The sequence below is a fragment of the Snuella lapsa genome, assembly GCF_039539345.1.
Classification (GTDB): domain Bacteria; phylum Bacteroidota; class Bacteroidia; order Flavobacteriales; family Flavobacteriaceae; genus Snuella; species Snuella lapsa.
The window spans coordinates 22,909-38,361 of sequence record NZ_BAABCY010000062.1 but is presented as its reverse complement, the minus strand read 5'-3'; the positions used below and the strand labels follow the sequence as shown (position 1 = coordinate 38,361).

Here is a 15,453-nt window from a genome sequence, read left to right as displayed (position 1 = left end):
GCCGCTAGCTCTACGTCTGCAGGAGGCGTTAATACTATCGCATCCGGTGATTTTACAGTGAAGGTCGCTGTGCAACACTTTAGTTGTTGGCATTCATCATAAACAACAAAATGAACCGTAAGGTTCCCACCACATGTCAAATCTGGTAAAATATAATTTTCATCATATAAAACGCCTCCAGTCACTGAACAACTTTCATCTAACGTACCTCCTATATATATATCGGTAGTTACAATACCTTCTCCTCCTTCAATAGAAAGATTACCAAGAAATGATGTAAAGGCCTCGCTTATTTCCTGAGTAGTCGAACAAGATGCCACATTAGGGTCTGTTGGACAGGTAATAACTAAATTATCCGGAAACGTTTGGTCAATGATTAAATCATCTGACTGTGCAGTACATCCTTGATTAGAAACGACTAAATAATATGTACCTGCTGATGTTGCTTCATAGGTTTCGCCATTTGCTCCAGGAATCATACCATTTTCATCATACCACTGATAAACAATGCCCGGGCTTCCAAATTCCGGAGTGGATGAACCTGATAATGTGGTACTATCTTCTCCACAAACAATATCAACACCCGATACATTAGCAGTAGGCGTTAAATTAAATAGCCCTCCTGCAAAATCATCCAATGATGCCGTTAACTCCTGCGAAGACCTAGTCTCTAATAACCAACTGGCATCACAAATGTCAACATCTTGTAATACGGTAGATACGTCCACAACACCTTCATAAAATGCTAATAACTTATAAAAGGGCACACCATTATCGACAACACAGGTTTCATAATTAGCATCTGTTGGGCATGTATTTGTTACTCCTTCATACTCCCATCCACTTGGTATAGGAAATTCAGTTTTATTATTAATGGCTATATCAGCGCCTATATCTTCTCTAAGATCTAATTGTAAATCTGGTCCAGAGTCACCATTACCAAAACCTACCCATTCATATACCGTTACGGTAGGATTTGTTCCACCATTGGTAAAATCACTTAATATTAATAAATCACCCAAACCGTGTTCTGGATCAAAATAACCATTTCCATCAACCATTTTAGGGGTAGTTCCATCAACATAAAACCAAAACCCTATTTGGGCATCTCCATTGGTGCTCCTACGGTCTCCTGCAAAAAACAGAAACCTTCCATTCCTTAGTTCTGGAATACCTGTTTCTTGATTAACTATAATTGGATTTTGAATTACTACAGCAGCTGCATTTTCAATATCATTTTTGGCCTTGGTCTGCCCATAAGCCCAAACTAAATGCTGAGCAGCTGTATTACCTGCTTCCATGAAGTCTTTGGAGCCCTCGGTAAATTGGTCATCAACTACACCACTACCATAAGCATCAACAACATGCTGATGTGTTGGGATGGTAGTTATTTGTGGCGTACCCCATTCATAAGGGTTTCCATCAATAGAAACTGTTTGGGCATTTAAATTACTTAACGCTCCAAACAAAAAAAGCATGACAAGCATAATGCCCGGCATAATTTTAAATAATGCATTCCTAAACTTAAAACAACACGTTTGTGTTCGGGAATAAAATTGGGTAAAATTGTACATTAACATAACATTTTTTTTAGTTAATAAAATGATGTTAACATAAATAAGGAAAAACAACTTACATAACTGTAATCATGACAATGTCATAACCACAACCTGTTTAAGTTGTCAAATCTTGGTAAGACGAGGGCATCTTTAATAATTTGCTACTAATCAAAAAAAATGCACCTATAACAAAAAATAAGGTTAATGCACATAGAGAAGTGAGGGAAACCAAATTTATATAAATTATGCAGGCATAACAACCCGCAAAAACACTTTTTAGACAAGCTGTAAGATTTTATGGGTTATCTGCATATTTTTCATGTATTTTGGCTTTCTTTTAGATAATCCACAAAGATATCTCGACAAACTGCATATACAACAACAAAACCTATCTAACTACCTCATAATCTTTTTATTAAAAAGCAATATATACTATTAATTTAAGTATCAAATGAACTATATTTTATTTAACAAACTATAAAACAGATACTTATGAAAAATATTTTATTTGTTAAGATTATTACCTCGAGAACGCCTGTGGTTGAGAAATAATTGTGTATTTTGGATAAATTCGTTACAGAAATGTCAGATCGCGTGGTTTTCCGTCAGACTGAGCCCCATCAAAATCAAAGAAAATAATTGGCATTCTGAATCCCGAGAACTCAGGATGGTGGGTTCTCATAATTATGGGATTTCCCACTCCGACTTCACTCCTTTATATTAAAGTTAAATTTAGAAAGAGAAATCTGATTAAGGGCTTCTACCCCACAATGGGAAGTTTTTGAACCATGCAATCTAAAGATTCTTAAGTCGGCTAAAGACCTCCTTCTGGATGACACTCTCCTTTTGCCTTCCAGAGCGCAACGCAAAGTGCGAAGGCTCTCAAATAAGAGCTTCTTAGCTTAAACCAATCCAAAACAAACATAAACTACTTTTTACTTTTTAGTACTGAGTTCTAGTCAGCCTCTATTTTTTTTATGTCCGTTATGTATTAAATATTTAATGATGTAAATAGTTTAACAAGTTCGGGGTTAGAGGGTCTAGGCGCATTAGAACTAACAATGTTGCCTTCTGGATCGATTAAAATAAATCGAGGAATGCCCGTGATTTGGTAGCCTTGGACAAAATCGGAATTCCAACTGTTATTGGCAAACAACTGGATACCTTTTAGGTCTTGATCTACAATCATCTGTTTCCACTTGTCATAATCGGCAGCTTTGTCTACAGAGATGCTTACAAATTCAATGTCCTTGCCATGGTATTTTTGTTCGACGTCCTTTAAAAAAGGGATTTCTCTTTTACAAGGGCCGCACCAGGTAGCCCAAACATCTACGTAAACATATTTCCCTTTAAGGTCACTTAACGAGGTTTTGCCTCCTTTAAAGTTTTCGTAGTCTACAAAGGTTGGTGATGGTTCTCCTTTTGCTAGGGCTTTTAATTTATTGTAGCTTTTGGTGAGTTCAGCTTTATGCGCTTCGTTGGTAGAAACGGCCATGAAATCGTTATAAAATATTTTTAGGTCTTTAGCGTAAGTAAGGCCATTCTTTGCGAAATCAAAAATAAGGCCATTTTTAATGGTTTCGTTTGTTATGGTTTTTGCTACTTTAAAAAAGGCTGCGTTATAATCCAACGAGTCTGTTTTCATTACTTCTGAAATAGATTCTTTGTAATGCAGGGTAACCAATTGCTTGTATTCGGGCGAAAACTCAAAATCGATACCGTTGTTATAGTCTACGGTATTGAGTTCTGCTAAAAAGTCCCCAGATGTTTTAAATCCGGGTTGTTTGGAAAAATGAGCATGGGCCCTTTCGTATTGTGTTAACAGGAAAAGGTAAAAATAATTGGCACTTCTCTTTTCTTGATTTATAAAATTGTCAGGGATATTTTTGGTCGATGCTACTAAATCTATCAGCTCAGTTTTATAATCGTTTAATTTTGTTTTATAAGCTGTTTCATCGAGTGCGTATAATTCGCCGGGGTTGTTACCAAAGAGCTCTTTTTCTTTTTGTTTTTTTGACTGTAAATAATTGCTGGCTTCTGATCTGTTACCGGTAATCTTTATGGAGTTTTTAAAATCTTTGGCGTCGTAATTTATTGAGAGGTTAGCTCCATGTTCAAGGTAAATGAAGGTTGGGTTGGTGCCATCGTATAGTACGTATGTGCCTTCTTTTACTTTAAGGGTATCTGCAAAGCTACCGTCTTCGGTTACGGCAATGGGATCTTTAATAAGACCGTCGAAACTGTTTATGGTAAAATCGCCTGCAGGTTTATTAGTTATTTTTCCGTTAAGCAAGGCATAATCAACTTTAGTGTCTTCTTTACAGGAAATACATGCTATTGCAATGAATGGAATGAGTAGTTTTTTCATTCGTTTGAATTTTAGTAATAAATTGATATATATAATACCATTGTAATTGTAGACTATATTGTTTTATAGTTTGAAATACAAAATGATAAGGCTTTGTTATTCTGACGAAAATAGGTATTTACCATTGTATTTTTAAGATTTTTAATGATTATTAACATTAGTTTAGGAATTTTTGGCAAGTTATATGGGTGTGCTTGTAAAGGTTGGTGGTAGGTTTCACAGGTTTACTGTGTCTTTAATAGCAAGGGGGTTGGGTTATGGATGGGAGCCCCTTTACTGTGCTCTGGATGATGGTGCTTTACTTTTTCCCATCGCCGGACCCTTCGTCTGGGCTCAGGATGGTAACAAAAAGGTCTAGGCTTACGCTAAAAACCTAGAAAATGCTACGCTGTCCGCCACCACGGATGAAAATACCTCCCCCTCATTGCTTCGGGGTCAAACAAGATTTTCATCCCAGGATTCCCAACTGCCTGCTTGATTTTTAAGGTTTTAAGGGTAGGCCGTTTGAGGTTTAAAGTTAAAAAGGGTACTTTTCAATTTCTATTGTTTGTCATTTCTGTGCAGACAGAAATCCACTTTGGATGGGAGATGCTTTGCTGCTCTATGCATGACAGAGGGTGTTTGGTTTTGGGGTCGAACAGACTTTTCATCTTCTTGCCTCCACTGCTACTTTGGTTTTTAAGTTTTTTATGTGTAGGTCGATTATTTGTGAGCCTTCACTGCGCTCTGGATGATGGTGCTTTACTTTTTCCCATCGCCGGAAAAAGTAACAAAAAGGTCTAGGCTTACACTAAAAACCTAGAAAATGCTACGCAGTCCACCACCACGGATGAAAATACCTCCCCCTCATTGCTTCGGGGTCAAACAAGATTTTCATCCCAGAGCTCCCAACTGCCTGCTTGATTTTTAAGGTTTTTAGGGTAGGCCGTGGGGTATCCACTTTGGATGGGAGATGCTTCGCTATGCATGACAGGGGGTGTTGGGTTTTGGGGTCGAACAGGCTTTTCTTCCTCGCGCCACCACTGCTACTTTGGTTTTTAAGTTTTTTTATGTGTAGGTCGCTTATTTGAGAGCCTTCACCGCGCTCTGGATGATGGTGTTTTACTTTTTCCCATCGCCCAACCCTTCGTCTGGGCTCAGGATGGGTAACAAAAAGGTCTAGGCTTACGCTAAAAACCTAGAAAATGCTACGCAGTCCGCCACCACGGATGAAAATACCTCCCCCTCATTGCTTCGGGGTCAAACAAGATTTTCATCCCAGGGCTCCCAACTGCCTGCTTGATTTTTAAGGTTTTTAGGGTAGGCCGTTTGGGGTATCCACTTTGGATGGGAGATGCTTTTTTTATTGTTGGGAGATTGAAGTTAGGAGCCGGGAGGTAATCAGATTTTAATGTAATTTTTGTTTTGGGAGGTGCTATGGTACCCCTACCATACCTTTAATATGAAGTAAAGGTGAAGGAGATATGGAGGAAAGGTGAAGGAGTAGCCTTTTTGACTGTCCTAAAATAACTATACAGGTCACTAAATAAATCCTTCATATAATTATGCAATATCAACCATTAACCAACAACCAATAACTAACTCCCTTCTTTTTCCTGCTCACGGTCTTGGGAATCGGGTTTCTTGAACAGATCGAGGTAAGCTGCTCCTAAATAATCGATCACATGACTTGCCAACAAACTCTGGTAACCATATTTTCCAACAGCTATGTCGGCTGCCTTTCCATGCAGGTACACTCCAAAAACAGTCGCTTCGAGAGGCGCGTAACCCTGCGAAATAAGTCCGGTAATAATGCCTGTAAGTACATCACCGCTACCCGCAGTTGCTAATCCCGGATTTCCTGTTGTATTAACATAAAGCTTGTTGTTAGATATCGTAATGGTATGGGCTCCTTTAATTACAACTATTACATTATATGTATGGGCAAAGGCTTTTACTTTTTCCAACTTATCAAAATCATCCTTCCATACTCCAATTAAGCGTTCTAATTCTTTAGGGTGCGGTGTTAAAACCGTTTGTGCGGGTAACATTTTTAACAAAGCTGTATGCTGCGCTAGCATATTCAATCCATCTGCATCAAGCACCAAAGGACTCTTGTTCTCCTTTAAAAAAGCCTCAAATGCCTTAAGTGTTTTACTATCGGTGCCCATTCCCACTCCCAAACCAACAACCGACGGCTGCATCGCTACATTTATATTTGAAATACAGTTTTTATCTGTATCTGTTATCACCATGGCTTCTGGTAAAGATGCTTGTAGTGCGGTATATCCACATTTGGGTATATAGGCAGTTACTAGTCCAGAACCAGCCGACAACGCCCCTTTACAGGCCAAGGTTACCGCTCCAATTTTCCCATAGCTCCCACCTATAATAAGACTATGCCCAAACTGTCCCTTATGTGAAAACTTTGTTCTTGGTTTAAATAAGAACAGTACTTCGTGCTTGGCTATCAGCTCTGCTTCGGTATCTACGGAACTTAAATACTCTTGGTCAAATCCTATATCCAACACATCCCACTGCACTGTATGTTGGGCTGTTTGGGGCAGAAAAAAAGCAAGTTTAGGGGCTGCAAAACTTAAAGTGAAACTGGCAGAAACCACATTATTGGTATGTTCTGGCGCTTTGTCCAAATACAAACCAGAAGGCACATCAACGGATAAAGTAAAAGCTTTGGACGCCCGAAAGTGGTCAAATAAGGCTACAACCCATGCAACTACGGGTCTGTTCAATCCAATTCCGAAAACGGCATCAACAATTATGTCCTTGGGATTAATCTCAGGGAACGATTCGTCATCTGTTAAAAGTACAGGCCAGTCCTTTGTAACACTTTTAATTCTGTCGTAATTAATCAAAAAATCTTTAGAACGCTTGTCACTATAGTTTACTATATAAGTCTTTACATGATAACCATGGGTTGTTAAGTGTCTTGCCAATACCAAACCATCACCGCCATTGTTCCCAATACCACAAAATACATGGACTGGCACCTGTGCCCCTTGCATACGCGCATGCATCCAGTTAAAAAGTTGTGTCCCGGCGCGTTCCATTAAATCTGCAGAACTTATGTTTTGCCGTTCAATAGTTAATCTGTCTGCTTCGTATATCTGTTCTTTAGAAAATAGCTTCATAAACAAGTTTTTTAATTATAGAATCATGGAAAATATTTGGGAATAAATACATAAACCGTTAACTTTTAAAACAGTTGTTTGTTAATTTTACAATTCTCAAACGTTATAGTACAATTCAACAAAATAAATAAGCTACAATTATACGAATAGTGTAAAAAAAATCCATTTTGTTTTATTATTAGGTTAAAAGTAATACATTTGAATTGTATTATTACCAACGTAATGAACCATTTAAACAAAAATACAAACACTTTATACACCTTTATCACAAAGGTAACGATTGCTATTTTTGGTACTACTACAATTACAATCACCCCTTAGGGGTTGTTAGCTATATTTCTCATCGGTTCGTATTGTAATTCAACAAATTACACCATTTAAAAAATATATTTCAAACTATTAATTCATTAAAATGAAGGTTTTAAAATTTGGAGGAACTTCTGTTGGTTCATCAAAAAACATCAATCAGGTCATAACTATTTTAGATAATTACTCAAAAAACGATACCATAATATGTACGGTTTCTGCCGTAGGTGGTATTACAGACAAATTGCTTTTGGCGGGTAAGCAAGCGCAAAACAAAGACAAGGCGTTCGTTGAGACCTACAATACTATAAAAACGATTCACTATACTATAATAGATGAACTGAACGCAAATAACAGTGCTCCGATTAAAGCCTATGTAGAAGAGAAACTGGATGCACTTAAAAGCTTATTGGACGGTATTTATTTGATAAATGAGTTGTCGCCAAAAACGTCGGATAAACTGGTTAGTTATGGGGAATTGTTATCGTCTTACATCATTGCGGAAACAATGAAAAACAGAAACTTATCTGCGGATCGTAAAAATTCCCAGGATTTAATTGTAACTAACGCCAATTTTACAAAAGCGGAAGTCGATTATAATAGTACCAATAAAAACATTGTGAACTATTTCACAGCTGCATCGCAACGCATTACTATTATTCCTGGTTTTATATCAAAATCGGCCGACGGCGAACAAACTACACTAGGTCGTGGGGGCTCTGATTTTACAGCTGCCATTGTTGCTGCAGCTTTAAAAGTAGATCAGCTTGAAATCTGGACAGATGTAAGTGGCATGTATACGACCAACCCAAAACTGGTAAAACAAGCCTACCCTATTGCCAACATATCGTATCAGGAAGCCATGGAACTGTCTCATTTTGGAGCAAAAGTATTGTATCCTCCAACTGTACAACCTGTTCTGGACTTAAACATCCCGATACACATTAAAAATACTTTGGCCCCTGAAGCCATAGGAACCATTATTTCGAATGACAAATCCCCGGCTTCTTCTCCTGTAAAAGGTATTAGCAACATTAACAACATTGCGTTACTTACTTTGCAAGGCAGTGGCATGATAGGGATTCCCGGGTTTTCGAAACGTCTCTTCGAAACACTTTCGCAAGAGAAAATAAACGTTATACTTATTACACAAGCGTCTTCGGAACACTCCATATGTATTGGAATAGACAAAGGTGACGCAGAAAAAGCCAAAACGGCCATTGATGCTACTTTCGAAAATGAAATTGCGTTACACAAAATAGATCCTATAATTGTTGAAACGGGACTTTCTATTATTGCATTGGTTGGGGATAACATGAAAAATCATCAAGGTATAAGTGGTAAAATGTTTAGCTCGTTAGGAAAAAACAACATCAATATCAGAGCTATTGCCCAAGGTGCTTCTGAGAAGAATATTTCTGCTGTTATCCTTGAGAGTGATGTAAAAAAAGCTTTGAATACTCTACATGAACAATTCTTTGAAACAAAAACCAAACAACTTAATGTTTTTATTACCGGAGTTGGTAATGTGGGCGAAAAGCTTGTTGAACAAATTAAACAGCAACGGCAATACTTAAAGGATAATCTTAAAATAAACCTGCGTGTTATTGGGTTATCCAACTCCAGAAACATGTTATTTAATGAGGATGGCATCGATCTAAAGTCATGGAAAGAACAGCTAGACCAGGGTGAAACGGCTTCTTTGGACGGTTTCTTTGAAAAAACCAAAGCGCTTAATTTACGTAATAGCATTTTTGTAGATGTTACGGCGAATAAGGACGTGGCAAATTTATACGCATCTTACTTAAGACAAAGTATTGGTGTAGTAGCCTGTAATAAGATAGCCTGCTCCAGCGATTATGAAAATTACAGTCTCTTAAAGCGTTTGTCCTTAAAATACAATGCGCCATTTCTTTTCGAAACGAATGTTGGGGCAGGATTACCTGTTATTGACACGCTTAACAACCTCGTAGCCTCTGGTGATAAAATCATATCTGTTCAGGCAGTCCTTTCTGGTAGCTTAAACTTTGTATTTAACAATTTTAACGACACGACCAAGTTTTACGATGTTGTTAAACAAGCAGCGGCGGAAGGTTATACTGAGCCAGACCCTAGAATCGATTTGAGCGGTGTAGATGTTGCCAGAAAGATTTTAATTCTTGCGAGAGAAAGCGGCGTAGAAATGAATCTTGAGGACATAGAAAATACACCTTTCTTATCTGAATCTGGTTTAAAGAGTGATACAGTCGATGATTTCTATCAAACCTTAATTAAAGATGAAGCGCATTACCAAGGCTTATACGCCTCAGCAAAGGCAAAAGGTTGCCAGTTAAAATACGTAGCGCAATTCAATAACGGCAAGGCCAGTGTTGGACTTCAGGAAGTTCCTGAAGGTCATCCATTCTATAATTTGGAGGGCAAAGACAACATTGTTATGTTCTATACACAGCGCTACCCAGAGCAACCTATGATTATTAAAGGTGCTGGTGCTGGTGCAGATGTAACGGCATCTGGTCTCTTTGCTGATATTATAAGAATTGGAAATGATTAAGAAAACAATGAACAACGAAATAAAGATTTTTTCACCCGCAACCGTTGCTAACGTTGCATGTGGGTTTGATGTGTTAGGCTTTTGCCTGGACACAATTGGGGACGAGATGGTGATTAGAAAAACACCTAGAAAAGGTATCCATATCACTAAGGTTGAAGGTTTTGATCTGCCTTACGAAACCGAATTTAATGTAGCTGGCGTTTCTGCTTTGGCTATGTACGAAGCCATAAAGCCCGATTGCGGCTTTGAAATTGAAATCTATAAAAACATTAAACCTGGTAGCGGTGTTGGTAGTAGCGCTGCCAGTGCCGTAGGCAGTGTTTTTGGGATGAACGAATTACTCGGTAAACCTTTTAACAAAACCGAGCTCACACAATTTTCAATAAAGGGAGAGGCCTTAGCCAGTAAGTGTGAGCATGCCGATAATTTGGCTCCTGCTATTTTTGGAGGCTTCACGCTTGTTAAAAGCCTAAGCCCATTGGAAATACTTTCCATCCCTTGTCCAGATAACCTGTATGCTACCATCATACATCCACAAATAGAAATAAAAACAGCAGAAGCACGGGCCATTTTACCTAAACAAGTAGCTCTTCAAGATGCCATAACCCAATGGGCCAATTTTGGAAGCTTGATTCATGGCTTACATACTAGCGATTATGGCTTGATAAGCAGATCTTTGAATGACGTTATTATAGAACCTCATCGAAGTAAACTCATCCCTTATTATAATGAGGTAAAAACAGCTGCCCTACAAAGCGGTGCTCTGGGCGCTGGCATTTCTGGTTCTGGTCCATCCATATTTACATTTAGTAACGGCATAGAAACAGCCAAAAATGTAGAAACAGCCATAAAAAATGTTTATAGTAATACAGCTATAGCCTTCGATACCTATGTTAGCAAAATCAATACTGAAGGGATTAAAATAATATAAAACAACTTCCGACTACCGCCATAGGTCTTCGGTCAACAATAACAACAATGAACTATTACTCATTAAATCATCAAGCTCCAATTTCATCATTTAAAAATGCGGTCATAAAAGGGCTGGCTCCGGATAAAGGGCTTTATTTCCCGGAAAGCATCACGCCTCTTAGCCAAGCGATTTTTAACAATATAGACAATTTATCGTATACCGAAATTGCCTTTGAAGCCATTAAACAATTCATTACACCCGAAATTCCTGAAACGGTACTTAAGGAGATCGTTAATGAAACGCTATCGTTTGATTTTCCGGTAGTCGAATTAAACCAAAACATCTCAACTCTGGAGCTGTTTCATGGTCCTACAATGGCCTTTAAAGATGTAGGTGCCCGCTTTATGGCAAGGTGCCTTGGGTATTTCAATCAGGATAACGATAAAGAGGTTACTGTTTTAGTAGCAACTTCTGGGGATACTGGTGGTGCTGTGGCTAATGGTTTTTTAGGGGTTAAAGGGGTAAATGTGGTAATACTCTACCCTAGCGGAAAAGTAAGCGACATTCAGGAAAAGCAACTAACAACGCTTGGACAGAACATAACGGCTCTGGAAGTAAATGGTACGTTTGACGATTGTCAAGCCATGGTTAAGACAGCATTTTTAGACGCCGAGCTTACCAGCAACATGCAATTAACTTCTGCCAATTCTATCAATGTAGCAAGATGGTTGCCGCAATTGTTCTATTTTATATTTGCATATAAGCAGTTGCACAATAAATATGAAGAGATTGTGTTTTCGGTACCTAGTGGGAATTTTGGAAACATCTGTGCGGGTATCATGGCACAACAATTGGGTTTACCTGTTAAACACTTTATAGCTTCAAATAACGATAACAATGTGGTTACCGAGTATTTAAAATCACAAAACTATAATCCCAAACCATCTGTACAAACGATATCTAATGCTATGGATGTAGGCGACCCAAGTAATTTTATACGCATTCAGGAAATTTACAACAACGATTTTGAAACCCTAAAGGACAATGTGTCTTCTTTTAGTTTTTCTGATGCTGTAACCAAAGAAGCTATGCTCGAAATTTACAACACTTATAATTACGTAGCAGACCCTCATGGTGCAGTAGGATATCTAGGGTGCAAAGCCTATTTAAAAGAGAATCCGAACGCCCATTGTGTTTTCTTGGAAACCGCACATCCTACTAAATTTCTCGATGTTGTAGAAGACGTTATTGGTAAAAAACAACCACTTCCAGAACAGATAGAAGCCGTTATGGACAAGGAGAAAAAGTCGGTAACTATTGCTACTTATAACGATTTAAAAGGCTACTTGTTAAAGTAATCTTACTGAAAACTGATATCTATATTTTTTCAATACATTTGCGGAATAAATTAAAATTAACCGCAAACTAAACTATAAATGAAAAATACGGCTTTATCAGCAACTCATGAAGCACTTGGGGCTAAAATGGTTCCTTTTGCAGGCTTTAACATGCCTGTTCAGTACGAAGGTGTTAACGCAGAACACGAAACTGTTAGAAACGGTGTTGGTGTTTTTGATGTTTCCCATATGGGCGAATTCCTTATTGAAGGCGAACATGCTCTGGACTTAATTCAAAAAGTATCAAGTAACGATGCTTCAAAGCTTACAGTAGGTAAAGCCCAATATAGCTGCTTGCCTAACGATAATGGTGGTATTGTAGACGATTTAATTGTCTATAAAATTAAAGAACAAACCTACTTGTTAGTAGTTAACGCCAGTAATATTGACAAAGACTGGAATTGGATACAATCTAAAAATGATACAGGAGCAACCATGCGTAATTTGTCTGATGATTACTCCCTACTTGCCATTCAAGGTCCCCAAGCCATTGAAGCCATGCAGTCCCTAACCAGTCACGATCTTTCCGCCATTAAGTTTTACAACTTTGTAGTTGGTGACTTTGCCGGAATCGATAATGTTATTATTTCGGCTACTGGTTATACCGGAAGCGGCGGATTTGAAATTTATTGTAAAAATGAAGACGTCAAACAAGTTTGGGACAAAGTATTTGAGGCTGGAGCCGACTTTGGCATCAAACCGATTGGTCTGGCTGCACGAGATACCTTGCGTTTAGAAATGGGCTATTGTCTATATGGAAACGATATTAACGATACTACCTCTCCTATTGAAGCCGGTTTGGGCTGGATAACAAAATTCACTAAAGACTTTACTAACTCTGAAGCGCTTGAGGAAGAAAAGCGTCGTGGCCCTAAACGAAAACTTGTTGCTTTTGAATTGGATGAACGTGGTATACCACGTCAGGGCTATGACATTGTAGATGCTAATGGCAACAAAATAGGGGAAGTTACATCGGGAACTATGTCGCCATCCTTAAACAAAGGTATCGGTCTTGGTTATGTACCTACTACCCTTACCAACGTTGATAACAAAATAAACATTCAAATACGTAAAAACGCAGTACCCGCTACTATAGTAAAGCTGCCTTTTTACAAAGGCTAACACAGATTATCCCATTTAGTATGTAGTATATGAAGAAGAAAGCCGCTAAGCATAGAATTTTAATTTTAGGAGCTAGCGGCTTTCTTGGTTCAGCTATCTACAAAGAACTATGCCCCTACTTCAATACTTTTGGCACCTACTGCACCAATAATACTACTCTAGAACGCAACAAACATTTTTTTCAATACAACATTCTAGAAGATGACATTTACGAAATTCTGGATATTATTAGGCCCAGAATTGTCATTTCTGCTTTAAGGGGTGATTTTGCTGCTCAATTTATAGCCCATAAGCACCTTACTGAATACGTGGTTTCAGAAAAAATAAAATGCATATTTTTATCATCTGCCAACGTATTTGATGCTTACAGCAAGTACCCCAGTTACGAACACGATAAAACCTTAAGCAATAGCATTTATGGCCATTTTAAAATTAAAATTGAAAATATGTTGCTCCGCTTACCTAAAAAACAAGCTGCTATTCTGCGCTTACCAATGGTGTTTGGTTCTGGGTCGCCAAGAATTTTAGAAATTCTTCAGAACTTAACAGAAAAAACACCTATCGAAATATTCCCTAACCTTATAATGAATGTAACTACTGATACTAAAATCACACAACAAATTCACTACATCATTAACAGGAATAAATCGGGAGTGTTTCATCTTGGAAGTAACGATTTAGTGCATCATGACGATTTTATAAAAGAGATCATAAAAACCCTAGGCAATCACAAACCCCTATTTAAACATGTTTACACCACTAACGACGACAGGTATTTAGCGGTCTTGCCCAAATACAACACGCTACCAAAACATTTACAATTGGTAAGTCAAGAAATATTAACAGAATTAAATATCAGTTGATTCTGTGTTACAAAATCATTACTTTGGCTCAAAAATAATACAGATACCCTGACTATGGAAAAACTTTCTGAACACGATATAGAAAAACGTTTATTACAATTACCCGAATGGGATTACTACGATGATGCCATCCATGCTGAATTCGAATTTGAAAATTTTAAAGACTGCTTTAGCGCCATGAGCCGCATTGCTTTTGAATGTGAAGCCTTAAACCACCATCCAGATTGGTCCAACACATACAATGTACTTACCATTTCTCTTTCAACACACAGTGCCAATGGTGTTACGGATAAAGATTTTAAACTAGCCAAGGCTATTGATGCTATTGTAGAGCCAGAAGAATAATTTGTTTTTGGTGGCTAGGTTTTTAACTTTGTGGGAAATAAAGAATTTCATCGAAATGAACTATCCCCGACGCTGAGCGTCGAGGAATTCTTTTTGATTAAAAAACAAAAATAGTTTCTGTATTTATTGCGGAATAAAAACATAAAAAAATAAATTATGGGAAGAGCTTTTGAATTTAGAAAAGCACGTAAAATGAAACGTTGGGCTGCCATGAGTAAAGCGTTTACTCGCATTGGTAAGGATATTGTAATGGCTGTAAAAGAAGGAGGTCCCGATCCAGATAGTAACGCCCGACTAAGAGCGGTGATACAAAATGCCAAGGCAGTTAACATGCCCAAGGATAATATTGAAAGAGCCATAAAACGAGCTTCTGATAAAAACCAGGGCGATTACAAAGAAGTTATTTTTGAAGGCTATGCACCTCATGGTATTGCTGTTTTAGTAGAAACTGCTACAGACAATAACACTAGAACCGTAGCTAATGTACGCAGCTATTTTAACAAATGTGATGGTAGCTTGGGAACTTCTGGTTCTGTGGTATTTATGTTTGACCATACCTGTAATTTCAGAATCAATGCTGAGGGTGTAGATCCTGAAGAAATTGAACTGGAATTTATAGATTACGGTGCGGAAGAAGTTTTTGTTGATGATGACGGTATTTTGATCTATGCACCATTTGAAAGCTTTGGAGCCATACAAGCAGAACTCGAAACGCGTGGTATTGAAATTTTATCATCAGGTTTTGAACGCATCCCGCAAGTGACAAAAAAGCTAACAACTGAACAGGCTGCGGATGTAGAAAAGCTTTTGGAAAAACTTGAAGAGGATGACGACGTGCAGAACGTTTACCACACAATGGAAGAATTAAGTGAATAAGCCATTTCCCTACCCTTTTCATTGG

9 protein-coding genes and 1 pseudogene are annotated in these 15,453 nt (G+C 38.0%); 7 read left to right on the top strand and 3 right to left on the bottom strand.

What is annotated here, in order from left to right:
- The 3 genes and pseudogenes from ABD792_RS11315 to ABD792_RS11305 form a co-directional block, all read right to left on the bottom strand.
- Positions 1 to 1,499: pseudogene (locus ABD792_RS11315) on the bottom strand (hypothetical protein); the annotation flags it as partial.
- Between the two features lie 1,051 nt (positions 1,500 to 2,550).
- Positions 2,551 to 3,927: a TlpA family protein disulfide reductase gene (locus ABD792_RS11310; RefSeq protein ID WP_345006150.1), complete on the bottom strand. Its 1,377-nt coding sequence runs from the start codon at positions 3,925 to 3,927 to the stop codon at positions 2,551 to 2,553.
- A 1,577-nt stretch (positions 3,928 to 5,504) separates the two neighbouring features.
- A complete protein-coding gene (locus ABD792_RS11305; RefSeq protein WP_345006149.1) occupies positions 5,505 to 7,055 on the bottom strand; it encodes an NAD(P)H-hydrate dehydratase in 1,551 nt (516 codons plus the stop codon).
- A gap of 412 nt (positions 7,056 to 7,467) precedes the next feature.
- On the opposite strand from ABD792_RS11305, the gene thrA reads away from it, so the two are divergent.
- The 7 genes from thrA (at position 7,468) to ABD792_RS11270 (ending at position 15,428) form a co-directional block, all read left to right on the top strand.
- Complete coding sequence (gene thrA / locus ABD792_RS11300; RefSeq protein ID WP_345006148.1) at positions 7,468 to 9,912, top strand: bifunctional aspartate kinase/homoserine dehydrogenase I; 2,445 nt, start codon at positions 7,468 to 7,470, stop codon at positions 9,910 to 9,912.
- Between the two features lie 7 nt (positions 9,913 to 9,919).
- The gene (locus tag ABD792_RS11295) at positions 9,920 to 10,843 is read left to right on the top strand and encodes a homoserine kinase (RefSeq protein ID WP_345006147.1); all 924 of its coding nucleotides are present in this window, start codon (positions 9,920 to 9,922) and stop codon (positions 10,841 to 10,843) included.
- Positions 10,844 to 10,890: 47 nt separating this feature from the next.
- Positions 10,891 to 12,183, top strand: coding sequence for a threonine synthase (thrC, locus tag ABD792_RS11290; protein ID WP_345006146.1), 1,293 nt, complete (start codon positions 10,891 to 10,893; stop codon positions 12,181 to 12,183).
- 78 nt (positions 12,184 to 12,261) lie between these two features.
- Positions 12,262 to 13,344: a glycine cleavage system aminomethyltransferase GcvT gene (gene gcvT / locus ABD792_RS11285; RefSeq protein ID WP_345006145.1), complete on the top strand. Its 1,083-nt coding sequence runs from the start codon at positions 12,262 to 12,264 to the stop codon at positions 13,342 to 13,344.
- Between the two features lie 29 nt (positions 13,345 to 13,373).
- Positions 13,374 to 14,207, top strand: a complete 834-nt coding sequence (locus tag ABD792_RS11280; RefSeq protein WP_345006144.1) for a sugar nucleotide-binding protein — start codon at positions 13,374 to 13,376, stop codon at positions 14,205 to 14,207.
- A gap of 54 nt (positions 14,208 to 14,261) precedes the next feature.
- Positions 14,262 to 14,552 (top strand): 4a-hydroxytetrahydrobiopterin dehydratase, encoded by a 291-nt coding sequence (locus ABD792_RS11275; protein ID WP_345006142.1) that lies wholly within the window; start codon positions 14,262 to 14,264, stop codon positions 14,550 to 14,552.
- A 156-nt stretch (positions 14,553 to 14,708) separates the two neighbouring features.
- Positions 14,709 to 15,428, top strand: coding sequence for a YebC/PmpR family DNA-binding transcriptional regulator (locus ABD792_RS11270; RefSeq protein ID WP_345006140.1), 720 nt, complete (start codon positions 14,709 to 14,711; stop codon positions 15,426 to 15,428).
- The last annotated feature ends 25 nt before the right edge of the window (positions 15,429 to 15,453 follow it).